The organism is Paenibacillus shunpengii (assembly GCF_042684905.1).
In the GTDB taxonomy this organism is placed as follows: Bacteria; Bacillota; Bacilli; order Paenibacillales; family Paenibacillaceae; genus Paenibacillus; species Paenibacillus shunpengii.
This window is the reverse complement of sequence record NZ_JBHUMJ010000003.1, coordinates 394213-416457: the sequence shown is the minus strand read 5'-3', so window position 1 is coordinate 416457 and position 22245 is coordinate 394213. Positions and strand designations below refer to the sequence as shown.

The following is a 22245-nucleotide window of genomic DNA, read 5'->3' as shown; positions in this document are numbered from 1 at the left end:
TGATTCCCTCCTTGGCTTCTGGCTCTCACATTTATATTAACCAACTGGAGAATCTGCAATCTACGAAACGGGATCTCACATTATTTTCCTCAATCATAGGGAGATCATTCATTCATCTATTCTGACCCCGATATTCTTCTGCCTTCTCCTGCATACCTGCATGGATCGCTTCCTTCTCACTAACTCCCTTAACGGATGCCATATTTCGAATATCCTGAGTGATGCGCATGCTGCAGAATTTCGGACCGCACATCGAACAAAAATGCGCCGTCTTCGCCCCTTCTGCAGGAAGAGTCTCATCATGATAGGATAAGGCACGCTCCGGATCAAGGGACAGATTGAACTGATCCTTCCAGCGGAACTCAAATCTCGCTTTGGAGAGGGCATCATCTCTTCTGTGCGCTCTAGGATGACCCTTGGCCAGATCGGCAGCATGGGCAGCGATCTTATAGGCAATGACCCCTTCCCTTACATCATTCTTATCCGGCAGTCCCAAATGCTCCTTCGGCGTAACGTAGCACAGCATAGAGGTGCCAAACCAGCCGATCATCGCTGCCCCGATCGCAGATGTAATGTGATCATATCCCGGAGCAATATCTGTTGTAAGTGGACCCAGCGTGTAAAATGGAGCTTCCTGACAAATCTCCATCTGCAGATCGACGTTCTCTTTGATCTTATGCATGGGTACATGTCCGGGACCTTCAATCATCACCTGCACATCATGCTTCCAGGCGATCTTCGTCAGCTCCCCGAGCGTCGCCAGCTCTGCCATCTGGGCTTCATCGTTCGCATCATAGATGCTGCCGGGTCTTAGTCCATCTCCAAGTGAAAAAGCAACATCATATCGGCTCATAATCTCACAAATCTCTTCAAAATGAGTGTACAAAAAGTTCTCCTGATGATGTGCCAGACACCAAGCTGCCATGATGGAACCGCCCCGTGACACAATTCCAGTCATCCGCTCTGCTGTCATTGGAATATATCTTAGAAGAACGCCTGCATGAATCGTAAAATAATCAACACCCTGCTCCGCCTGCTCGATCAGCGTATCTCGGTATATTTCCCAGGAGAGCTTCTCTGCCTCCCCGTTCACCTTCTCCAACGCTTGATAGAGTGGAACTGTCCCAATGGGTACAGGAGAATTGCGGATAATCCATTCTCTAGTCGTATGAATATGGCGGCCCGTCGAGAGGTCCATGACTGTATCCGCTCCCCAGTGCACAGCCCAGCTCATCTTCTCTACCTCCTCCTCAATCGAAGAGGAAACAGCAGAGTTTCCGATATTCGCATTGATCTTAACATGGAATCGGCTTCCGATCAGCATCGGCTCACTTTCCGGATGATTAATATTTGCAGGCAGGATTGCCCTTCCTCTTGCAATCTCACTCCTTACAAGCTCCGGATCAAGCCCCTCGCGGATCGCTGCAAACTCCATTTCAGGCGTCACGATCCCTTTTCTGGCATAATGCATCTGAGTTACACATCGCCCTGACTTGGCTCTGAGCGGCTGTCTTCTGACGCCCGGGAACACCTCTACCTCCTGCTGGGCACTTCTGTCCGATCGAATCCCATTATCCTCTGGCCGTATTTCTCTTCCTTCATAAAACTCAACATCTTCACGCTCAAGGATCCAATTCTGACGCAAGAGTGGAAGGCCTTGACGAATATCAACTTCAGTATTCATGTCACCCATGGGTCCACTCGTATCGTAAACCCGAAATGGCTCATTCTGCTCTACTCCTTGGGGTGTGCTGGTGGGATGGAGCTCAATTTCACGTTCGGGTACGGCAATGTCCGGCCTTGATCCTTGGATATATACCCTCTTGCTGGCGGGGAATGGCTGTAGCCTTCCAGATTCGATCTTTAATTGTTCTCCTCTTATAGCCGATGTCTCTGTGTTCAATCCTTTGTTCGAATGATTCATATGTGCTTCCTCCTTTGTCGAGTTGGGTAGCCCTCTCCTGAGCTGCGTTTGAAAGACAGAAGCTTCACAAACGATAGCCAGTTATATAGAAGCTGCGGCAACAAAAAAAGAGCCCATTCCCACAGGGGAATCAGCTCTAATCCAAATAAGATCTTGGTGTACAGGCTAATAGATCTGCATAGACCACTAACAGAGCCATCACCGCATACAACGGATCCTATCCACATTATATCGCCAATTACTTCCCTACGCTGGTATGATCCAGATCAGGTCCAAAGAGTCCGGCACCTTGCAGTGCCATCTCAGCCCGGCATTTCGGGCTCCCCTAGTAAATTGTTATTGTTGTTTAAAAGAAATGGATTGACCTCATCCTTCGTCTGCATCAAGGTCCATACAAGATTATCTCATTCAGAGCATATTTTCAACCTTTATTTTCCATCCAATCCGAGAGAATTACCTCAGCATGAAACCCATTTGTGCCGCCGTCTCCATAACAATAGGCGCATATTCCCGAAGTGTCTCTTCCGACAGCCTGCTGACGGGTCCGGATAATGACAGTGCCGCTGCCACCTTACCCTTGCGATCAAAGATCGGCGCTGATACCGCTGCTGCTCCAGGCTCTCTCTCTTCATAGCTCGTTGCATATCCCAATTCTCGGATCTCTTGCAGCTGACTCATATAAATATCTTGATCAACGGACAAGGGGATATCAAAATTGCGTATCAGCTGCTCCTGCTCTTCTCTTGCTGCAAACGCAACCAACACTTTGCTTGATGCACCAACGGACAAGGGCAGCCTTACACCAACAGGTGCTACCCTTCGGATCGCTTGATTGCTCTGTACGGCCTGAACGCGTATCCGCTCATTGCCGTCCTTCAAATACAAGCTAACGGTCTCTCCCAAGCGATCACGAAGGCGCTCCATCGCAGGCAGCAGTAGAATCGCCGGGTCATCACTCTGGGACATATGTGCCGCAAGCTCCCATATGCGAATACCAAGCCTATACTTCTCCGTTGAAGGATTGCGCACAACAAACCCCCTGTCCTCCAGTGTTGTCATTAAACGATGAACGGTACTTTTATGTAAACCGATCTTACCCGAAATTTCTGTAAGACCCAGATCTGATTGCTCTGTAAAGCATAACAAAATATCCAATGCCCTCTCGACCGCTCGAACCGTTAATTTGCGATCTTGCTCTTCCATGGCATAATCCCCTCTCTGTTTCATCACGTGAAACCTGGTTACATAAATTATATGAGAATCGATGACCAAAGTAAAGGTTTAATTGAGAATTAATCTCAATTAAACCGCTCATTTCTCTCAACAATCGATCATAATGGAGAAATTTTGGAATAAGTCTTCCTTCACTTGACAAACATTTTTCACCAATAATTTCACTTACATTACAAGTGTGTAACAATTAGTCCCAATCAATTGACATTAGACAGGACGCATCATAGGATAAAGAATAAGTTATACCAACCTCAACTTTATTCATAGGTTGGATTTAGTAATTTAGTCCTATATAACATTCTATTGGAAGGAGGAGTATGATGTTTCCTATCTCCGAGAATAGATCCCTTAATCAGAACGTATCGAGTGCTCCTCCCGCACTTTCCACTCGGCTCATCCGTTTTAAGCATATTGTGGTTGCTCTTATTTTATCGATTATATTTTTCCTCGTATTTTGCTTTATTGCTCTTCATGCCTATATCGCATGGGTACTGTCCTACCCGGCAGTAGCTCCGGTATATTCCAATCCCCTGCTGTCCAAGGGTATGGAGTATGAAGAGGTGACTTTCCCTGCTACGGACGGAAGCCGGGACGTCAGCGGCTGGTACATTCCTGCCGAGGAGAACAGCAGCAAAACGATTGTGTTCAGTCACGGCTATGGGGCCAACCGGGAAGAATCCTGGATTCCCATGTATGATTTGGCCCATTACGCTCATCAGCAGAATTTTAATGTCATTATGTTCGATTATGGCTTCGCCTCCCAGAGCACAAGAGTCGTTGCTACGGGCGGGAAGGCAGAATCGAAGCAGCTTCTCGGCGCAGTTCAGCTCGCTAAGCAAAAGGGAGCTCAAGAAGTTGTCGTATGGGGCTTCTCGATGGGTGCAGGGACCGCCCTTCAGGCTGCCCTTCAAACTGAGGACATTGATGCCATGATTCTTGACAGCACCTTCCTGCTGGAGCCGGATACGCTGTATCATAATATACAGAATCAGATTGACTTGCCGAAGCAGCCTACGCTACAAATTCTGACCATGCTGTTTCCAATCCTGAATGGCACCAGTCTAAACTCCATCCCTTATCAGGAGGTAAGATCAAAGGCTTATGACATTCCTATCTTCTTCATCCACGGGACCCAGGATGAGAAGGCGCCTTACCCAATGGCAGAGCTCTTTGCGAGTAACCAGACGAATCCAAACTCTGATGTGTGGATTGTAGAGGAAGCACGTCACGAGCTCATATACAGAGAGCATCCAAGAGAGTACTTGAACAAGGTGTCTTCATTCCTTGGCGGTATAAGTCTCGCTCAAAAATAGATCAAGCTGAGGCACCTTTAAATAGGTGCCTTCTTCGTATTCTTTTTTAAACGCTCTCTTATTTTGACAAGTCATCATAGTCCAAGCCCTAATGAGAATAAGTATACGTTAGATCATTACGCCGCCTGCTGTTATGCACAACATTGATTTGATAAGAATGATTCTTGGGAGGTGCCGAGCTTATGGAGCTCAGTTATGGACCCTATTTACCGCTGCGCGCGCTGGAAGAGATAAGGACTTGGAAGGATACTGAAATGGGTTGCACAAATATGATTACATCGATTGCACCGGAGCTTGAGGAGGCCTATGTGAAGCTTCTCAATGAATGGGGAAGCGTATTCCAGCGATCGGCTGATGCAGCAGATGATCTGCTTCAGCGGGTAAGCACAGGCGTACAGCCTCCAGATGATTATGCGCTTGCTCAGCTGGATGTGCTGCTGGCCGCTTCGTTTACCCAATCGAAGGAATTCCATCGTCACCTCGGCCACATTCTTGAGCATAGCACCGCGTTATCAAGCAACCCTGCTGCCGAGGTTGTTTTTCGATATATCCAGGGCCAATCAGAGCAGACGGTGAACAGGCTCCGAGGACTGGATCAACCCGCAGCCATTTCCCAAAGAGTAAAACCTATAAGCATCTGGAACGAAGAGCCCTTCCCTTATCCGGAGGTGTCGACACCGCGAACTGGAGCTTCGGAGGAATTGGTTCAGCAATTATCCTCAGCTCTCACTGTATCAGACACTGCATCAGCAGACAGTTCCCCTCCTGAGTCTCCTGTTCCGATTGGAGGACACAAGCTGCCGCCGCTGCCTTATCCCTACAATGCGCTGGAGCCCTATATTGATGAGAAGACGATGCGCATCCATCATGACAAGCATCATAAGACGTATGTCGACGATCTTAACACCGCGGAGAAGAAGCTTCAGGAAGCACGGCAAACCGGGAATTTCGAGCTTGTGAAGCATTGGGAACGAGAGCTGGCCTTTAACGGAGCAGGGCATTACCTTCATACCATCTTCTGGAACATCATGAGCCCAAATGGCGGCGGAAAGCCTGTCGGGTCACTGGGAGAACAGATCAGAAAGGATTTTGGAAGCTATGAAGCATTTAAGAAGCACTTTACAGAAGCAGCCAATAAGGTGGAAGGCGGCGGCTGGGCTGTATTGGTGTGGAGCCCAAGAGCGCATCGGTTAGAAATATTACAGGCAGAAAAGCATCAAAATCTATCTCAGTATGATATTGTTCCTCTTCTTCCGCTGGATGTGTGGGAGCATGCCTACTACTTGAAGCATCAGAATGAACGCAAGAAATACATTACCGACTGGTGGAACGTTGTATACTGGCCTGCTGTGGCAGAACGTTTCCAAGAAGCCCGCAAGCTGAAATGGACTCCTTATTGACCGTAGGGAGAACATCAAGGCAGCTCTCCTTATTTTTTCAAAATAAATGTGGGCTCTCTAACTGCACCCCTATTCTCAAAGTAAAAGACCTCCCTCCGAGGTCTTTTATTGTCACTACACCTTTTGGGGATGAGCTTAATCGTAACGTTCCTTTAATACAGCCACTGTGCGTTCCACCTCGGATCGAGGAACAGACGGTCTAACTCCGGTATACACCTTCTCTGCCGAAGAACCGATCGTTTCTATTAAAGACTGCATATACGCCTCAGCAGAAGGTACATCTGACAGTTCATTTAGACTCCCCATACTTCCGTACTTCACTTGAGGATAGCCCTCATCAGCATCTCCGGCTGCCTGATCATAGAACTGGATGATGTCCTCTGTCAGCTCATCCCCTCTTCCTTCCACGATAATAAAGCCAGTAACAAGATAAGCCTTGGCCAAACGACGCTGGGCAATTCCACAAAACTTCCGTCCATTGATCGCTACATCATAGTCTCCCGGGCAATAGGCTCCTTCGATTTCTCCTGCCACTGCATGTCCTCCCCAGGGAAGAATCGCTTTCCGGATATATTCAACCATGGATTTAAAATCATCATGAATATTAATCGCATGTCCAGGGTTCGGAAGAATGAGACTAAGATTCACCACTCCTCTGGTCAGTCTGACCGCCGCACCTCCGGAAGGACGCACACAGGAGCTTATCCCCTTATTCCGAAATTGCTGCATGGCCTCCTCAGCCTGCTTCAGCCTGTGGTCCCGGAGACCGATGACAAGCGCATTCTCGTGACGCCAGAGATGAGCGACAGGGCGATGCCCCAGCCCCACTTGCCTGCACATCACCTCTTCCCATGCAAAAGCTTCAAGCACGTCCTCATCCTTCTTCATGAGCGGCGATTCCCAGATTTGGATCTCCTTGAATTTGTGAAGCATTGTATCTTCGCTCGCCATGCGCCTCATCTCCCCCTAATAAAAAAGCCTTGATCAGTACGATCAAGACTTTCCGAAATTTCAAGATTAACCTTTAACAAGAGATAGGAACTCAGCCCGGGAAGCTGCATTATCCCGGAATGTACCACGTGTAGCAGAAGTTACTGTCTTGCTGCCCGGCTTCTTCACACCACGAGCACACATGCATAGATGTTCTCCTTCTACAACAACCATGACCCCATTCGGGTTAAGCGCATCCTCAAGGATGTCCGCAATTTGAGAAGTAATCCGCTCCTGTACCTGCAGACGACGAGTTACCGCCTCAACCAGTCTCGCAAGCTTGCTAAGCCCGACAATTTGTCCACTTGGTACATATCCGATATGGACCTTACCGAAGAACGGAGCCATATGATGCTCACACTGACTGTAGTACACAATATCCTTCACAATGACAAGCTCTTCATGATTCTCATCAAAAGTGACACCAAGTACATCTCTAGGATCTACTTCATAGCCCGCAAAAATCTCTTCGTACATACGGGTAACTCTAGCCGGTGTTTCCAGCAGACCTTCGCGTTCTGTATCTTCACCGATCAGCTTCAATATCTGTTCAACATGATACTCAATCTTCTCGCGATTAGCGCCGACAGAAGAGTTCATGTAATCTTTAACTCCAGCCATTCCTTCTTCCTCCTCCCAAGCGGCATACACCTGTACCTGGCAGGCAAGATAGCAGCATTATCTTTTTCTTCCCTGATTCTTGCGCATAGGCGGCTGCATCTTGCCTGCACCATTTCCGCCCTGCTGGGATTTCATCATCTGTTGAGCACGCTGCATCTGCTTGCTGTTCAAATTGTAGCCCATTTGTTTTGCCATTTTTTGTAGAGCTTCAGGATCACTCTGCATCTTCTCAAGCTGCTTGCGCAGATAGAATGCACCGATAAAGAATCCCCCAACGAGGCCTACAATTAGTGTAATAATGGGAATAACGATATCCATACTTATACACCCCTGTTTTTTGCTTGATTGCTATTCTTAACGCATCATACACGATATCATAGCATGTAGAAACGCGGCTAGCAAACGCAATTTGGAGTTTTTGTCAATTCGTAGTCTGTGCTTCCAATGAGAGCAGGCGTTCCTTCACATGGAGCCCTCCAGGGTATATCGTTACTCCACCCTCACTTCCCGTCAAACGGTGATGAGGAATAATAATAGGAAGCGGATTTTTTGAAACTGCCGCTACAACCGAGCGAACAGCCTTCGGTCTCCCTATCTTCTCCGCTAATCCGAGACTTGAGACATGCTGACCATATGAAATCTCCATTAGCGCCTGCCATACCTGCAGCTCAAATGGGGTTCCTCTTAGATCCAGCTGAAGCTCGAACTCTGTACGCTCTCCAGACAAGTATTCCTGAAGCTGCCATGTCACCTCTTGGAACCGGGAAGGATCATGTACAAAATGATATTCACCCAGCCAAGTGCGTGCCCACTGCTGCAGATGCGCCTCTCTTACCGTGTAGTTACCAAAATCGAGTCTTGCAAGTCCTTGTTGCGTGGCACAAAGTGTAAGCTCTCCTGCTTCTGTTGATATTTCATGATAATATACAGGCTCACCCGTAAGCTTGGTTACCGGAGTAGGCTTCCAGGCTGCCGTGTTGTCATTGCGATTCAGCGCCATATTAGACTCATTGTTATTGCCATCCGATGAACTCGATTCAGACGAACTATATTCAGCAGCAAACTCTGCTTCGTATTTCTTCTTCTCGGATAGAGGCCCCATGAGCAGCTTCTCCTGGGCTCTCTGCAGCATGTTCAGTACGTTCCCATCTTGTTCTCTTGCAGCAGCTTCCGATATCACATTCATTGCTTCTTCTCCTCCTATTTGGCTGAGCGACCAAGCAGCGGTTCCTCTCAGTTCGGGACGAGGATCCCGCAGCAACACTTCGCTCAGCTCGGGTACAGCGCTTTGATCTTTAAAATTACCAAGCGCGATGACGGCATTGCGTTGTATTGGTTTTTTACCTCGCCAAGCGGCAGAGCTGTGTCCAAACCGTTCCTTAAATTCCTTATTGCTCAGGGAGAGCAGTGGTTTAAGCAAAGGCTTGACAATCTCGGGGTCGGGTGCAAATTCAGGATGATGATCCCAATTCTTCCCTCTATTCTTCGGGCATACGATCTGGCATGTGTCACAGCCGTACAGCCGATTCCCGATTTTCTTCATATATTCTTCGTCCAAAAAGCCTTTGGTTTGCGTCAAAAAAGAAATGCACTTCTGGGCATTCAGCTGTCCCGGGCCAACAAGCGCTCCTGTAGGGCAGGCATCAATGCACTTCGTGCATTCTCCGCATCCTTCTGTCACCGGTGCATCCGGTGTAAAAGGAATGTCTGTTATGAGTTCCCCTAGAAATATCCACGAACCGAATTTGGGTGATATGATTGCGCAGTTCTTGCCGCTGAAGCCAATACCCGCCCGCTCTGAAACAGCCCGGTCCACCAGAACACCCGTGTCCACCATATTCTCAATGCGCGCCTCTGGAACCCTCTCCTGGATAAAGGCGGTGAGCTTGTCCATCGCTGCCCTCAGAACATGATGGTAATCCTGCCCCCACGCTGAGCGGGCCAATATCCCTCTATAGCTGCCAGGCTCCGACTTTGGCGGATCCTTCATCTTGGAAGGGTAGGCGATGGCAATAGCAATAAGCGAAGCAGGCTTACCCGAATCCAGCGCGGGATTCACCCGTTTCTCGATATCAGGCTCTTCAAATCCTGACTCATAGCCTTTGGCACGATGCTCCAGCAATATGGAACGCAAGGATTCAAACGGTTCCGCAGAGGCAAATCCAACATCATCGATTCCAAAAGACGGTGCTGCCTGTTTAATTTCCTGCTTCAGCCACTCAAAATGTACTCCCGGGCTTACAAGCGAATCTCGACTAATCATATTATCACCTCTAATCCAATCAATCTCATAATAACTTTGCTGTCACAAATGGAATAAACGTCAATTCCTCACATATATCTGTATAGCCTGATCTTCTGTTCCCATTCACAGCTTCTTCATATCACTCATGGGCCAAAAAATAAATTCAGCTTTCCCGACGATCTCTTTAGCCGAGACACTCCCGAATGATCGGCTATCCTTGCTCTTACCTGCATGCCTGTTATCTCCCATGACGAAGTAACGGCCTTCTTCCAGCCGGATTGGACCAAAATCCGGATCCTCAATTGAAGTATTTGTATAAGGTTCCGTCTGTGGCTCTTCGTTGATATATAGTACGTGTTCCCGTATTTCTATCATATCGCCGGGAATACCAATGACTCTTTTGACAAGAAACTCTTTACGATCAGGCGTATGGCTCGGATCATGCAGCACGACGACGTCATGACGCTTCGGCGTATCAAATTCGTATACGATCTTATTAATGAACAATCGATCTTGTTCAACTAGGGTTGGCTGCATCGATTCACCCTTAACAATCGAAATATTGAAGACAAACAAATTAAGAAGCAGCATCAGTACGACAGCAATCAAAATGGTCTTAAGCCAATCCAGAAGCTCTCCGGACAGAGTTGAGCCCGAAGAGGATGTTGTCGCCGTATTCTCTATATCTGGCGGTATTTCCCGGCTCATTTGCTTCTATCACCTCAAGGTTATAATAAAAATGCCATATCAATAGAAAAGCATATCTCGGTTCCATTTGCAATTGGACGCCAAGATATGCCTATTATGGATTAACAATAAAAAATAGAATAAAGTCTGTGTTCTCTCTCTCTCTATATCTGATCTCGCTCATTGCTTGAACATGAGACGCCAATCTAGCAAAACTATAACTTGCATTCAGTACACTTCATTAGCTGTGTGCCAGAATACTAAGATTCTGGAATGCCTTCATGACCTGACTAGCTCCGTAACCCATCGCTTCATACAGCGGCATCGCGGCTTTGTTATGCTCGTCACCAGCGACCCACACCCCTCTTACCTTGCGCTGTTGAAAACGCTGTTCAAGCGCCTTAACCAAGGCTTTTCCAACGCCTTGACGTCTGAAATCAGGGTGAACCGCAATACGATAAATACAACCATGGTTCTGATCAATAGTACCGATTAAAGCACCGATCAGCTCCCCATCCTGCTCAGCAACCATAATAAGGTCTGAATCCCAGGATAACTGGCGAGCGAAAGGACCCATCGTGTTCTCAAAGCAATCTTCCGACAAAGCAGCCGCAAGGAGCTCTGTTACACCATTTGCGTCACTCAACTGAAAGGAACGAATGTTCATCTGCTAAATCTCCCTTTTCGTTATCTTTAGTGAGGTTTTACAAAAAAGGCACGCCCTTTTTACCAAAAACCCGATGATGATCCATCTGAATATATTAGAATGATATGTACAGACGGAAAAACCGGCAAAAAGCCGGCCGAAACATCTGCCACGCCTATTAAGGAGAGCCAGAAATGTTCAGGAAATGATAATATGACAAAAAACGAGATATATCTTCTTCATCGTCCATTAAACCACACTTTGCTCCAGAAAACACGCTTTTTCTTCTGTAAGCGCTTAATATCAAGCGCTTACATTTTTATTGCTAAACTTTGTATATTTGGTATTAAACTAGTTAACACAGTAATAGACTTCAAAAACTGTTTTGTTAATTTCATGTTATATTAAAACCCTTTTATAACAGCTTAACAAACAAAAATGTTGATTAAATAGACTGAATAAGGTTTAATATAAGTGTCGAGGGGAAATCTACATAAAGATTTAACCTTTAATTTATTTTTAGGAGGAATTTCAATCATGGCATTCCAATTACCAGCACTTCCTTACGCAAACGATGCATTAGAACCACATATCGACGCTCAAACGATGGAAATCCACCACGATCGCCATCACAATACTTATGTAACGAACCTGAACGCTGCTTTGGAAAGCGCTCCTGAGCTTCAAGAGAAATCCCTTGAAGAGCTGCTTGCGAACCTCGACAGCGTACCTGAGAGCATCCGTACAGCAGTCCGCAACAACGGCGGCGGTCATTACAACCACAGCCTGTTCTGGGAAATTATCGGACCTAACGGCGGCGGCGCTCCTACAGGCGAAATCGCTGCAGCAATTGACAGCGAGCTGGGCGGCTATGACAAATTCAAAGAAGATTTTGCAAAAGCAGCAACAACTCGTTTCGGCAGCGGCTGGGCTTGGCTGGTTGTCGGCAAAGACGGCAAACTGGCAATCACTAGCACACCTAACCAGGACAGCCCTGTATTTGAAGGCTTGACTCCAGTTCTTGGTCTGGATGTATGGGAGCATGCTTACTACCTGAAATATCAAAACAAACGTCCTGACTACATCGGAGCATTCTGGAATGTAATCAACTGGGATGAAGTAAATAAACGTTACGCTGCAGCGAAATAAGAATTAGACCTCTGCAGTTCAACAGCGGTTACCGCTGTTTGCTTCTAAAAAAGCAGTCCAGAATAAAGCGGCCTTTGCCATTTTATTCTAAGACTGCTTTTTTTCTTATACTCTTCACTATCTATTCATTCAATTCATTAAAATAATCGCGCAATAATTTCAGGAATACATTCGGAAAGGCCATGGTGTCCATATCCTTCGGCTCGATCCAGCGGTACAGATGTCTCTCTTCCTTATAAGCTTCCACCTGTTCTGCAACCATAGTGGATGTCAGCACCGCTTCCGCCTCTGCACAATGATATACCTGCAGATTCCAGTGAATATGACTGAAGGTATGCTCGGCCATTCTCCAGAACGAGTTCGGCTTAATATGATAGCCCTCCTCAAGCAAATGTCCAGCAATCAGATCCATCGCAGGCTCGTGAGGAACCAGATGGGCCAGCTCGCCAGGTGCTGATGCCTGCATATGAGGAAGCTCCCACATCTTGGCCAGCAAGCCGGTTGCAGGACGCTGACGAACCAGCACCTTCCCTTCGTTCACCCCCGTACCGACAACAAGCGCAGCAATTCTCTGCTCGGGACGAGGCGGCTTGGCCTTTTTCTTCACTGGTAATGTGTCTTCTCTTCCTTCAATCCGTCCCGTGCACATCTCCATCACTGGACAAGTCAAACAATGTGGGGATTTTGGCGTACATACGAGCGCTCCGAGCTCCATTAATGCCTGATTGAAATCCGATGCTCGTCCCTCCGGGATGAGCTCCTCTGCCAGCGTCTCCATCTTGACTCTTGTGCTGCCCTTCATAATGTCATCTTCGATCAGAAAATAACGTGACAGCACCCGCATGACATTTCCATCCACAGCAGGCTGCGGCTGATTAAACGCGATGCTGAGAATTGCACCCGCTGTGTAAGGACCTACACCTTTAAGATGAAATACCGCATCCTTCTGGTTCGGCACTTCCCCGCCATGCTGCTCCATGACCTGCCTTGCGGCCGCCTGCAGGTTACGGGCACGAGAGTAATATCCGAGCCCCTCCCACAGCTTAAGCACATCCTCCTCAGGCGCCTCTGCCAAATCCTGTATTGTCGGAAAGCGTTCGATAAAACGCTGAAAATACGGAATCACCGTATCTACCCTTGTCTGCTGCAGCATGATCTCCGATACCCATATATAATAGGGGTCCCGATGTCGCCGCCACGGAAGATCACGTTTATTTTGCATATACCAATGAAGCAGCTCCGTACTAAAGAACTTTTTTGCATTGCTCTGATTCATTCGATTCCTATTCTCCCATTCTGTATTACTAAATGATTCGTATAATCCTCAGTTACATCCGTTCAACGATGGCGAACGCAGCTGCAACGCTTGGCTGATGCGAGATGCTGATGTGAACCATGTAAGAATACTCGCCGCTAAGACCAAGCCGTTTCCGAGCAGGCTCAGAGATGGCCGCAGTCGGCTTACCCAGCTTGTTCGGTAAAATCTCAATATCCTGGAAGCCCAGCAGCTCCCCGATTCCACAGCCAAACGCTTTAGATATCGCTTCCTTCGCTGCAAATCTTCCCGATACATACTGAACTTCACTCTGTGTACGCTCACTAAGTATAGCTCGTTCCTCTTCAGTCAGCACTCGGCTGAGAAATCTGGCCCTGTGAGCGCCTTCCATAATTCGAGCAATCCGGTCTGTCTCCAGCACATCGTTGCCAATCCCGTAGATCAAGCTCTTCACCACCTTTTCAACCTAATCTATTGTATCAGTTGTTTGGACAAATCAAAAACCCTCGTCGGGGCAGTAAATTGTCCCATATTACGAGGGTTCTCTTGTTTATAGGTTATAGGTAGCCGCTAATTAGATACCCGGAATCGCATTACGCTTATGTGCTGTACGAAGGTAGGCTGCTTCAAGCTTCTCTCTTGCTTCTGCATGAATTTCCTTGCCTTCCAGATAGTCGCTGTTATCGTCATATGTAATACCAAGTTCCTTCTCATCGGTCTGACCTTCCCATAGTCCCGCTGTCGGCGCCTTGTCCAGAATCTCCTGCGGCACTCCCACATAGGCTGCAATTTGGCGGACCTGACGTTTGTTCAGGCTGGTCAGCGGAGTAATATCAACGGCGCCATCGCCCCATTTCGTGTAGAAGCCCGTAATGGCTTCCGATGCATGATCTGTCCCGACAACGAGCAGATTCATTTCAAACGATAGTGCGTACTGTACAACCATCCGAGTTCTGGCCTTCACATTCCCTTTACCCTGCGGTGTCATATGACGCGGAGATCCAAGAGCTTTGAAGCCATGCTCTACTTCAAGGGCAATCTCGTTAACCGCTTCTTCAATGTTTGTCTCAACCGTATATTTCAGGTCAAATGCCTTCGCTACCGCATAACTGTGCGCAATATCCACTTGTTCTCCGTAAGGCTGGAACACACCCAGTGTCTTGTATTCTTCGCCATTCTCCTCTGTCAGTTCATCCGTAGCCTGCTTGCACAGCGCTGTTGCTACTGCACTATCAATGCCGCCGCTAATCGCAATAAGCAGCCCTTTTGTGCCGGACTTCAGAACATATTCCTTTAGGAAATCCACCCGTTTCCGAACCTCTTCTTCCACGTTGATCTGTGGTTTCACTCGTAATTCTGCGATGATTTGCTCTTGTAAACTCAAGTTTACGCACCCCGTCTCTTAGAGATTAGTAAGTATGAATAATGGAAAAAGCCAAAACGCCCCGTAATTTCGGGACTAATCCGAAAGAATCGGGGCGTTATGTAACTAGCTTATTTGCAATACTGGTTAAAGGCCCCCACTAAATCGGCAGCAATTTCTTCAGCAGAACGATTCTCGATCTGATGACGCTCGATAAAGTGTACCAGCTCTCCATCCTTCATCAAAGCAATGGAAGGGGAGGAAGGCGGGTATGGAGCAAAATATTCACGAGCCTGAGCAGTGGCTTCTTTGTCCTGACCTGCAAACACCGTAAACAAGTGGTCAGGGGTTACTTCATTCTCAAGCGCTCTGGCTACACCAGGACGTGCTTGGCCTGCTGCGCAGCCGCAAACCGAATTGACGACAACAAGGGCAGTTCCTTCAGCACCCGGCAGTTTAGCTTCTACTTCTTCTACGGTACGAAGCTCTTCGATACCGAGGCGTGTCAGTTCATCCCTCATGGGTTGAACCATATCTTTCATGTATTGGTCAAAAGACATTGACATGTTCTATTCACTCCTTCACTAACTTTTATTATACATTCCTAAGTTGTGAACGCAAGAGATGGACATGTCAAACCAGCTGGTGTAACTTACGACACCTCAGATCTTGATGACCAAGATGGGCCTGTAATCTCATGGAGTAACAAACCTACGTTGCCGGGAAATTGTCCCCTTCGAGCTTCTTGTCAACGATTTGACCTTGTCCTCTCTGGTTCTTCTTGTTGGACTGCTTCTGGATTTCCTGTTGTTTGGAATCATTTTTTGCCATGGGAAACTCTCCTTTTTCACTTCAAGATTAGGATTCTCACCCGTTAACTAACAGATGGCCATGTTATTATGACTCCAGACGATCGTTTCTATCCTTCAAGCAGCGTATGCATAGATGCCTCTTTACAGCTTAAAAACAACCGTGAACATCGTGCCTCGTCCATCACCAGATTCCACCTGAATGACGGCATTATGCCGCTCAGCAATACCCCGGCATAACGCAAGTCCGAGACCGGTGCCCTTCGATTTGGTCGTATAGAAAGGCTCGAACAGCTTCTCTTGAACTGCCGGTGGAATACCCGGACCTTCCTCTATCACCTTAAGCAGAATTCGATTCTGCTCACACGATGTCTCGATATAGAGTGTTCCCTTGCTGTCCATGGCCTCCATACCGTTTCGTGCCAAATTCAAGATCAGCTGCTTCATTTCCTTTGAGTTCAGATGATATCTAGGTATCCTATCGCTCAAGTTAAGCTTGACCGTCTGCCCCCTCATGTTCGCATCCGCCTTTAGCAGCGGAAGCATATCATGGATAATGTCATGCAGATGAACCTCTTCCTTCTCGACGATCCGATTCTGAGCAAGGGACAAAAAATCTGTGATAATTCCGTTGGCCCGGTCTAATTCCTCCATAACAATCCGATAATAGTGATCAAGTGACCGTGGACTTCTCTCATGCATCAATTGCAGGAACCCTCTTACGACGGCCATTGGATTCCTCACCTCATGCGTGATGCTTGCAGCCATTTGTCCAACCAGGCTGAGCCTTTCTACATGGGCAAGCTCACTGCGGAGTTTTTCTAGCTCCGTGATATCCTGAAGCACAAGCGAGCTTCCAATCAAGGATCCTTCATAAGGGTCTCTGACTGGCGAGATTAACGTATGGAAGATATAAGGTCCCACATTTAAATACTCTGATGAGATCTCTCCACTCTTCGATGCAACTCGAATTCTCTCTGTTACTCGCGACCCATGCTCTTGTCCAACGATCGATTCAATACGCTTGCCGATCATGTCAGACTCATGATCCATGCCCGGATTTCTTCTCCGCAGCTCATCAAGCATTCGTTCATTCATGTTCACAATTCGACCATCAACATCAAAAGCGACAACCGAGACAGGGATCGTGTTCAGCAGCTGCTTGTTTAAATTAGAATGATGTATGAACTGCCTGCGTTTGGCTTCGATCTCCGAGGCAAGCGCCTGCTGAACGAACTGAAGCTCTATGAATTGAATAATGGCTAGTCCCGTCACTACAGACAAGACCGAGTAAACAAGAGAGTATAGGATAAAATCAATGTGAACCGAGTCTGCCTTGGCGAAATATGAGGCATACGCAGCAGCCATGCTGATCATTGCGAAGAGTGCAAATGGGACGAGGAACAGCTTTCTTTTACCTTGTATTCTGTCTTGCTTGAAGCGCTTTGCCAGCAGCAGCATAATAGGATACAGCAAAATGCCGGATTGAAGAAAGATCAGAGGATCATTCCATAAATCCGTCGTAGTTACAAACAGTAACGTGCTAAAAATCGACACAAATAGACCCGCCGAAGTGCTTCCATACAGAATTGCCACCGTAACAGCGAGCGTATCTAAATTCAAATACAGGGAATCAAATAAAGTCGTAGAGAAAATAACACATAACACCATGGATATTATGCATGCCAGCAATAAATGTCTCTCTGCAGTCTTTGACCTATGAGACGAATTCAAGTCATGAAAATGACTACGCATGCGCCCAATAAATAACGAAAAGAGAAGTGGGGTAATTCCTGCCAGCAGAATCTGCAGCAGAATATTCTTGACAGCAAACACAGGCGTTTATCTCTCCTCTCATTTCGTTCACTATCAATCGACCTTATGTAACCTTATGTAACCTGATTAAAACATAGGCGACACTATATTACAATATTTTCTATGTGTAGTTATGCAAATGCACCATTTTATCTCGGAATAAAACGATGAACTTGTTGATAATAAACAAAACATAAACAAAAAACGACAAGAATCTGGTACGATGTTTGAAGGAATTTGTATTGAAGAGGAGATTTTTAAAATATGAAAAAAGTAATTGTCATCGGTGGAGGACCTTCCGGCCTTATGGCTTCCGTTGCCGCTGCTGAGCATGGTGCATCGGTTGTTCTCGTTGACAAAGGCAATAAACTCGGGCGTAAGCTCGGCATATCCGGCGGAGGACGCTGCAATGTGACCAATGCCAAAGATCAGGATGAGCTAATCAAGCATATCCCCGGGAACGGAAAGTTCCTGTACAGTGCATTTCAGCATATGGATAATCAGGGGATTATGCGCTTTTTTGAAGATCTCGGTATTGCCTTGAAGGAAGAAGATAACGGAAGAATGTTTCCCGTGTCTGACAAAGCCAAGACGGTCGTCGATGCATTGATCGGCAAAGCAAGCTCGCTTGGTGTGAAGATGCTGACAGACTCTCCCGTAGCTGAGGTTCTCTACGAGGAATCCAAGGTTGCTGGTGTGAAACTAGCTTCGGGGAGAGTTCTTGCAGCTGATGCAGTCATTGTAGCTACAGGAGGCAAATCTGTGCCGCAAACCGGGTCAACCGGCGATGGCTATCCATGGGCAGAGGCCGCTGGCCATACCATAACAGAGCTGTATCCAACAGAGGTGCCCATTACCTCTAATGAAGCCTTCATCACCTCTCGGGAGCTGCAGGGTCTGAGCTTAAGCGATGTCGCTCTATCTGTTCACGATGCGAAGGACAAGACGGTCATTCGGCACGAGGGAGATATGATCTTCACCCATTTTGGACTGTCCGGCCCCATTGCGCTGAGATGCAGCCAGTTCATTCGCAAGGTGCAGAAGAAGACGGGGACGAAGAACGTTATTATGAAGCTGGATTTGTATCCGGCATGCTCCTTATCCAAGATGGAGCAGGACCTGAAGCACAAACTTGAATCGGAGCCTAAGAAAGCCATCAAGAACGCGCTGAAGGGCATTGTCCAGGAGCGGCTGATTCCTATCGTATTGACAAAAGCAGAGCTGGACGGTGAGACAACCTATCATCATCTTCCAAAAGGCTCTATTGAAACGCTGGCTGCTGTCATTAAGGGCATGCCGATTCAAGTGAATGGCACACGTTCGCTTGCCGAAGCATTCGTTACCGGGGGCGGGGTGCATTTGAAGGAGATTTACCCCAAGACCATGGAATCTAAACTCATGCCCGGTCTCTTTTTCTGCGGTGAAATCCTGGACGTTCACGGCTATACCGGGGGTTATAATATTACATCCGCCTTCTCCACAGGCTATACGGCTGGCAAGCACGCTGCTATGGAGGACACTTACTAAGGGTCATAAATAAACAATTTAAGATAAGTACACACCAAAAAAAAGCGATCCCTTCTTCATCCATATTGTCGATACGGTGAAGGAGGATCGTTTTTTTGGTGTACAAGCTATTTGAAGTAAAGTTTGCTTGTTATTCAATCACTGTTACGAGACCCGGAGTATTACGCCTTTACGCTTCCAGAGAATCCGCCAAATGAGCCTCCGAATTCGGTATCCTCGGTTCGGTTATGCTCTTCGGCGAACTCTGTGTCATCATCCTCTGATGCTAAATCGTAGCCTGATGACTCCATTCCATAGGGTGAATCGGAGTAACCTGCCATATAGGATTCATCCAAATCCTCATTTACGGTATGTGCAGGAATCGGCATATAGGCAAACTCCGTATCACTTATTTGATTCATCTCTGGAGTCAAAGCCTCATGCACCTGCTCATTGCTGTCATCCTGAACCTCTCCGCCATAGGCTTCAATAATTTCGAGCGCTGAGGTTACATCCTGCCGCTCAATGTTGACGTCCATCATGCCACCGCCAATCATATTGGGCTTGTATCCCAGCTCCACGAGCATATCAAATGCCCCGCGGGCCTTCTGCTCATTCTCAAATTGCACGAGAAATGCTGCATCATTCATTTTACTTCACCCTTTCCTTCTGTCTGTATAAATTAATTACCCTTAACTGTGCCCGTCACGCTAAGGGTAATATTCCACAAGGTGAAGTAAATTATATTAAATCGTTCTTTCGAAACAAAAGAAGCCCGGCTGCTGTTGACACAGTCCGGACTTCCTCTATATAAACACCAATATATAATAACTCTCGTTCATGGATCTCGAAGAAGAATGGCATATTGACTATCACGCTAGCTATTCTTCTCTCTTGCCTGCAATCTGCGCCTGTGCAGCCACTCCTGACTCGACCGGTGACGGCGGCTGCTTGCGCAATCCCGCTGTGACAATAAATCCGCAGATTCCAATGATAAACATGATAAGAAATAAAGAATGCAGGCTTAGTTCCAGTACTTGCTGCAGCAATGCCTGAATTCTCTCGGGCAGCTCAAGCGTTCCGTGCGGCGCCAGAATCGTATTGATATCCTTCTGTGTTACGCCCTGCTCAGCTAAATTCATGGTCTCTGTATGTGCAGAAATCCGTGAGTTCAGCCATGTTCCAAACGCCGCTGCCCCAATCGTTTGTCCTAACGTACGCATAAAGGTGTTGAGCGCAGTCGATGCTCCTCTCTGCCGATAGCCGACAGAGGATTGGGCAATAATCGTAAATACAGTGAAGGAGAAGCCGAAGCCCAGCCCATATACGAACATATAGAAGAGCAGCAGCCAGCTTGGTGAACTCGCGCTAAGGAAGATCAGTCCGGCTGAGCCGGCGACAATCCCGGTCAAACCGATCAGGGAGGTATAACGAGACCCCAGCCTCATCAGCAGCCTTCCTGCAAATATACCGCCAATCAGCCACCCGATGGACATCGGCGCAAGCGCAAGTCCTGATGTCGTAGCGTTCCCGCCCTGCACGCCTTGTATCCATAAGGGAAGGTAACTCGTCAGACCAATCATCAGCGCGCTGGTCAGCAGGCCCGCAATGTTGGCCAATGTAATATCCCGTATCTTAAACAGTCCGAGCGGTACAATTGGCTCCTTCGCTTTGGTCTCCACAAATAGAAAAGCCGCAATAAACACGACGGCAGCTAGTAATAGACCCATGATGAAGGGAGAGCCCCACGAGTAAGCGTGCCCGCCAAGGGATAAAGCAATGAGGAGGGAAGTAATGCCGACGGTAAATGTAATCGCTCCCAGATAGTCAATTTGCACTTTTTGCTTCACAACATCTTCTTTCAAATACCTGCCCACATACCACATGGCCAGCAGACCAAATGGAATATTGAAACCAAATATCCACGGCCAGCCCAGGTAATCTACAAAATATCCACCAATCAGCGGTCCCAGTAACGAAGAAATACCCCATACAGAGCTGATCATGCCCTGAACCTTACCGCGTTCCTCAATGCTGTAGATATCCCCGATAATCGTAAAAGTCACCGGCACCACAGCACCAGCGCCAATCCCTTGTATCGCCCTAAACAGAATCAAGCTCTGCATATTCTCAGCAAAACAGCATAGCAGGCTTCCGATCAGAAATAGCCCGACACCGATCAAAAAGACGGGCTTACGCCCGAACAGGTCACTGATCTTCCCAAAAATCGGCGTACTGACCGCCATCGTCAGCAGATACGAGGTGAAGATCCAGCTGAGCAGCGATACATCACCCAGTTCACTCACGATGGTCGGACCTGCCGGACCGATCACCGTTCCTTCAATTGCGGACAAGAACGTGGCAAGCAGTACACCCGTCAGAATAAAGCCCCGTTTTGGAATGTTAGCCTGTGTATTCAAGATTTATGTACCTTCTCTCTATAATTTACATCACTTCAACCATCATAACATGAGCTTACTTGCCATGGAATAATGAAGTAAAGTTTCGAGAAGGGATGTGGCTTCTTACTTCTGCACATCCAAACGCCCATCTGCAAGATGCCATATTTGATCGGCATGCGCAGCCAAGAGCTCTGTATCATGCGTAATCATCAGGATGGCGGCTCCCTCATTCAGCTTCTGTCTGCACAAATGTATAAGGACCTCAATCAAGGCGTAATCAAGCCCGGCTGTCGGCTCGTCCAAGATGTAGAGCTGCTTCGGGACGACCAGCTGGGCGATAATACTAAGCAGCTTCTTCTCACCGCCGCTGAGCAGATAGGGCGAAGCATTCTTTTTGCCGATTAATCCGGTTACCCTAAGCAGATCCATTGCTGCTTCAGCATGAGCTTCCGGAATAACATCTTCAGGCTTCAGCGACAGTGCTCCCCGAATCCCGTAAATGCATTCCTCCCACACCGTACTCGCCACGAATTGATGCTCCGGCTGCTGAAAGACGTATCCCATCTCTCTGGACAGCTGATGTACTTTGAGCTCAGCGATATCCCTGCCTTGAAAATACAGGCTGCGCTTCGGCACCGGCAGCAAGCCCATCATAAGCCGGCTCAGGGTCGTCTTGCCTGAGCCGTTCTCGCCGGTCAGCAGGGTCCACTGACCTGCTGACAGCGTACCGTTCACCTCCTGCAGCGCCTTGCGGCCAGCAGGATAGGTGAACGTAAGCCCCCGCGCCGCGAGCAGCGGGGGCTGGCCTTGGGCCCGTGCCTCCCGCCCCGCAGCTTCGCGTGTCGGCGGCGGCAGCAGGCCCAAGG

The 22245-nt window shown here is 47.7% G+C and carries 20 protein-coding genes and 1 riboswitch; of the genes, 4 read left to right on the top strand and 16 right to left on the bottom strand.

Annotated features, from left to right (window positions below):
• Window positions 1–112: 112 nt before the first annotated feature.
• Both thiC and ACFSVM_RS16210 read right to left on the bottom strand, forming a co-directional pair.
• On the bottom strand, window positions 113–1924 hold the full coding sequence (gene thiC / locus ACFSVM_RS16215; protein WP_090725566.1) for a phosphomethylpyrimidine synthase ThiC: 1812 nt from the start codon (window positions 1922–1924) through the stop codon (window positions 113–115).
• 226 nt (window positions 1925–2150) lie between these two features.
• Window positions 2151–2261, bottom strand: a riboswitch (TPP riboswitch).
• A gap of 116 nt (window positions 2262–2377) precedes the next feature.
• Window positions 2378–3127, bottom strand: coding sequence for an IclR family transcriptional regulator (locus tag ACFSVM_RS16210; RefSeq protein WP_076314647.1), 750 nt, complete (start codon window positions 3125–3127; stop codon window positions 2378–2380).
• Window positions 3128–3477: 350 nt separating this feature from the next.
• On the opposite strand from ACFSVM_RS16210, the gene ACFSVM_RS16205 reads away from it, so the two are divergent.
• Together ACFSVM_RS16205 and ACFSVM_RS16200 are read left to right on the top strand one after the other, a co-directional pair.
• The gene (locus ACFSVM_RS16205; RefSeq protein ID WP_090725567.1) at window positions 3478–4470 is read left to right on the top strand and encodes an alpha/beta hydrolase; all 993 of its coding nucleotides are present in this window, start codon (window positions 3478–3480) and stop codon (window positions 4468–4470) included.
• A gap of 182 nt (window positions 4471–4652) precedes the next feature.
• Window positions 4653–5870, top strand: coding sequence for a Fe-Mn family superoxide dismutase (locus ACFSVM_RS16200; RefSeq protein ID WP_076314648.1), 1218 nt, complete (start codon window positions 4653–4655; stop codon window positions 5868–5870).
• 135 nt (window positions 5871–6005) lie between these two features.
• Here the strand turns inward: ACFSVM_RS16200 and ACFSVM_RS16195 are convergent, their stop codons facing one another.
• The 6 genes from ACFSVM_RS16195 to ACFSVM_RS16170 form a co-directional block, all read right to left on the bottom strand.
• On the bottom strand, window positions 6006–6821 hold the full coding sequence (locus ACFSVM_RS16195; protein WP_256209785.1) for a lipoate--protein ligase family protein: 816 nt from the start codon (window positions 6819–6821) through the stop codon (window positions 6006–6008).
• A 66-nt stretch (window positions 6822–6887) separates the two neighbouring features.
• Window positions 6888–7481, bottom strand: a complete 594-nt coding sequence (gene folE / locus ACFSVM_RS16190; RefSeq protein WP_076314650.1) for a GTP cyclohydrolase I FolE — start codon at window positions 7479–7481, stop codon at window positions 6888–6890.
• Between the two features lie 57 nt (window positions 7482–7538).
• Window positions 7539–7799, bottom strand: coding sequence for a YneF family protein (locus tag ACFSVM_RS16185; RefSeq protein WP_076314651.1), 261 nt, complete (start codon window positions 7797–7799; stop codon window positions 7539–7541).
• A gap of 103 nt (window positions 7800–7902) precedes the next feature.
• The gene (gene queG, locus ACFSVM_RS16180) at window positions 7903–9744 is read right to left on the bottom strand and encodes a tRNA epoxyqueuosine(34) reductase QueG (RefSeq protein ID WP_076314652.1); all 1842 of its coding nucleotides are present in this window, start codon (window positions 9742–9744) and stop codon (window positions 7903–7905) included.
• A 105-nt stretch (window positions 9745–9849) separates the two neighbouring features.
• Entirely contained in the window at window positions 9850–10434 is a 585-nt protein-coding gene (gene lepB / locus ACFSVM_RS16175) for a signal peptidase I (protein WP_076314653.1), read from the bottom strand.
• A 220-nt stretch (window positions 10435–10654) separates the two neighbouring features.
• Complete coding sequence (locus ACFSVM_RS16170; RefSeq protein WP_047911583.1) at window positions 10655–11080, bottom strand: GNAT family N-acetyltransferase; 426 nt, start codon at window positions 11078–11080, stop codon at window positions 10655–10657.
• A 516-nt stretch (window positions 11081–11596) separates the two neighbouring features.
• On the opposite strand from ACFSVM_RS16170, the gene ACFSVM_RS16165 reads away from it, so the two are divergent.
• Entirely contained in the window at window positions 11597–12208 is a 612-nt protein-coding gene (locus ACFSVM_RS16165; RefSeq protein WP_076314654.1) for a superoxide dismutase, read from the top strand.
• A gap of 121 nt (window positions 12209–12329) precedes the next feature.
• Here the strand turns inward: ACFSVM_RS16165 and mutY are convergent, their stop codons facing one another.
• The 5 genes from mutY to ACFSVM_RS16140 form a co-directional block, all read right to left on the bottom strand.
• Window positions 12330–13484, bottom strand: a complete 1155-nt coding sequence (gene mutY, locus ACFSVM_RS16160; RefSeq protein WP_076314655.1) for an A/G-specific adenine glycosylase — start codon at window positions 13482–13484, stop codon at window positions 12330–12332.
• A 52-nt stretch (window positions 13485–13536) separates the two neighbouring features.
• A complete protein-coding gene (gene acpS / locus ACFSVM_RS16155; protein ID WP_305954050.1) occupies window positions 13537–13938 on the bottom strand; it encodes a holo-ACP synthase in 402 nt (133 codons plus the stop codon).
• A 120-nt stretch (window positions 13939–14058) separates the two neighbouring features.
• The gene (gene nadE / locus ACFSVM_RS16150) at window positions 14059–14868 is read right to left on the bottom strand and encodes an ammonia-dependent NAD(+) synthetase (RefSeq protein WP_090725571.1); all 810 of its coding nucleotides are present in this window, start codon (window positions 14866–14868) and stop codon (window positions 14059–14061) included.
• A gap of 110 nt (window positions 14869–14978) precedes the next feature.
• The gene (locus ACFSVM_RS16145; protein WP_076314658.1) at window positions 14979–15413 is read right to left on the bottom strand and encodes a BrxA/BrxB family bacilliredoxin; all 435 of its coding nucleotides are present in this window, start codon (window positions 15411–15413) and stop codon (window positions 14979–14981) included.
• Window positions 15414–15800: 387 nt separating this feature from the next.
• Window positions 15801–17492, bottom strand: coding sequence for an ATP-binding protein (locus ACFSVM_RS16140; protein WP_379263369.1), 1692 nt, complete (start codon window positions 17490–17492; stop codon window positions 15801–15803).
• Window positions 17493–17735: 243 nt separating this feature from the next.
• Here ACFSVM_RS16140 and ACFSVM_RS16135 point away from each other — a divergent pair, with 243 nt between their 5' ends.
• Entirely contained in the window at window positions 17736–18998 is a 1263-nt protein-coding gene (locus ACFSVM_RS16135; protein ID WP_090725574.1) for a BaiN/RdsA family NAD(P)/FAD-dependent oxidoreductase, read from the top strand.
• Window positions 18999–19159: 161 nt separating this feature from the next.
• Here the strand turns inward: ACFSVM_RS16135 and ACFSVM_RS16130 are convergent, their stop codons facing one another.
• The 3 genes from ACFSVM_RS16130 to ACFSVM_RS16120 form a co-directional block, all read right to left on the bottom strand.
• Window positions 19160–19627: a hypothetical protein gene (locus ACFSVM_RS16130; protein WP_076314661.1), complete on the bottom strand. Its 468-nt coding sequence runs from the start codon at window positions 19625–19627 to the stop codon at window positions 19160–19162.
• A gap of 231 nt (window positions 19628–19858) precedes the next feature.
• Window positions 19859–21397 (bottom strand): MDR family MFS transporter, encoded by a 1539-nt coding sequence (locus ACFSVM_RS16125; RefSeq protein WP_256209787.1) that lies wholly within the window; start codon window positions 21395–21397, stop codon window positions 19859–19861.
• A gap of 105 nt (window positions 21398–21502) precedes the next feature.
• Window positions 21503–22245: ABC transporter ATP-binding protein (locus tag ACFSVM_RS16120; protein ID WP_379263366.1), on the bottom strand; the 743-nt coding region annotated here is incomplete at its 5' end.

Excerpts from the sequence above, each read along its gene's own strand:
- thiC (WP_090725566.1), bottom strand. The coding sequence starts at position 1,924 with ATGAATCATTCGAACAAAGGATTGAACACAGAGACATCGGCTATAAGA.
- ACFSVM_RS16210 (WP_076314647.1), bottom strand. The coding sequence starts at position 3,127 with ATGGAAGAGCAAGATCGCAAATTAACGGTTCGAGCGGTCGAGAGGGCA.
- ACFSVM_RS16205 (WP_090725567.1), top strand. The coding sequence starts at position 3,478 with ATGTTTCCTATCTCCGAGAATAGATCCCTTAATCAGAACGTATCGAGT.
- ACFSVM_RS16200 (WP_076314648.1), top strand. The coding sequence starts at position 4,653 with ATGGAGCTCAGTTATGGACCCTATTTACCGCTGCGCGCGCTGGAAGAG.
- ACFSVM_RS16195 (WP_256209785.1), bottom strand. The coding sequence starts at position 6,821 with ATGGCGAGCGAAGATACAATGCTTCACAAATTCAAGGAGATCCAAATC.
- folE (WP_076314650.1), bottom strand. The coding sequence starts at position 7,481 with ATGGCTGGAGTTAAAGATTACATGAACTCTTCTGTCGGCGCTAATCGC.
- ACFSVM_RS16185 (WP_076314651.1), bottom strand. The coding sequence starts at position 7,799 with ATGGATATCGTTATTCCCATTATTACACTAATTGTAGGCCTCGTTGGG.
- queG (WP_076314652.1), bottom strand. The coding sequence starts at position 9,744 with ATGATTAGTCGAGATTCGCTTGTAAGCCCGGGAGTACATTTTGAGTGG.
- lepB (WP_076314653.1), bottom strand. The coding sequence starts at position 10,434 with ATGAGCCGGGAAATACCGCCAGATATAGAGAATACGGCGACAACATCC.
- ACFSVM_RS16170 (WP_047911583.1), bottom strand. The coding sequence starts at position 11,080 with ATGAACATTCGTTCCTTTCAGTTGAGTGACGCAAATGGTGTAACAGAG.
- ACFSVM_RS16165 (WP_076314654.1), top strand. The coding sequence starts at position 11,597 with ATGGCATTCCAATTACCAGCACTTCCTTACGCAAACGATGCATTAGAA.
- mutY (WP_076314655.1), bottom strand. The coding sequence starts at position 13,484 with ATGAATCAGAGCAATGCAAAAAAGTTCTTTAGTACGGAGCTGCTTCAT.
- ACFSVM_RS16145 (WP_076314658.1), bottom strand. The coding sequence starts at position 15,413 with ATGTCAATGTCTTTTGACCAATACATGAAAGATATGGTTCAACCCATG.
- ACFSVM_RS16135 (WP_090725574.1), top strand. The coding sequence starts at position 17,736 with ATGAAAAAAGTAATTGTCATCGGTGGAGGACCTTCCGGCCTTATGGCT.
- ACFSVM_RS16130 (WP_076314661.1), bottom strand. The coding sequence starts at position 19,627 with ATGAATGATGCAGCATTTCTCGTGCAATTTGAGAATGAGCAGAAGGCC.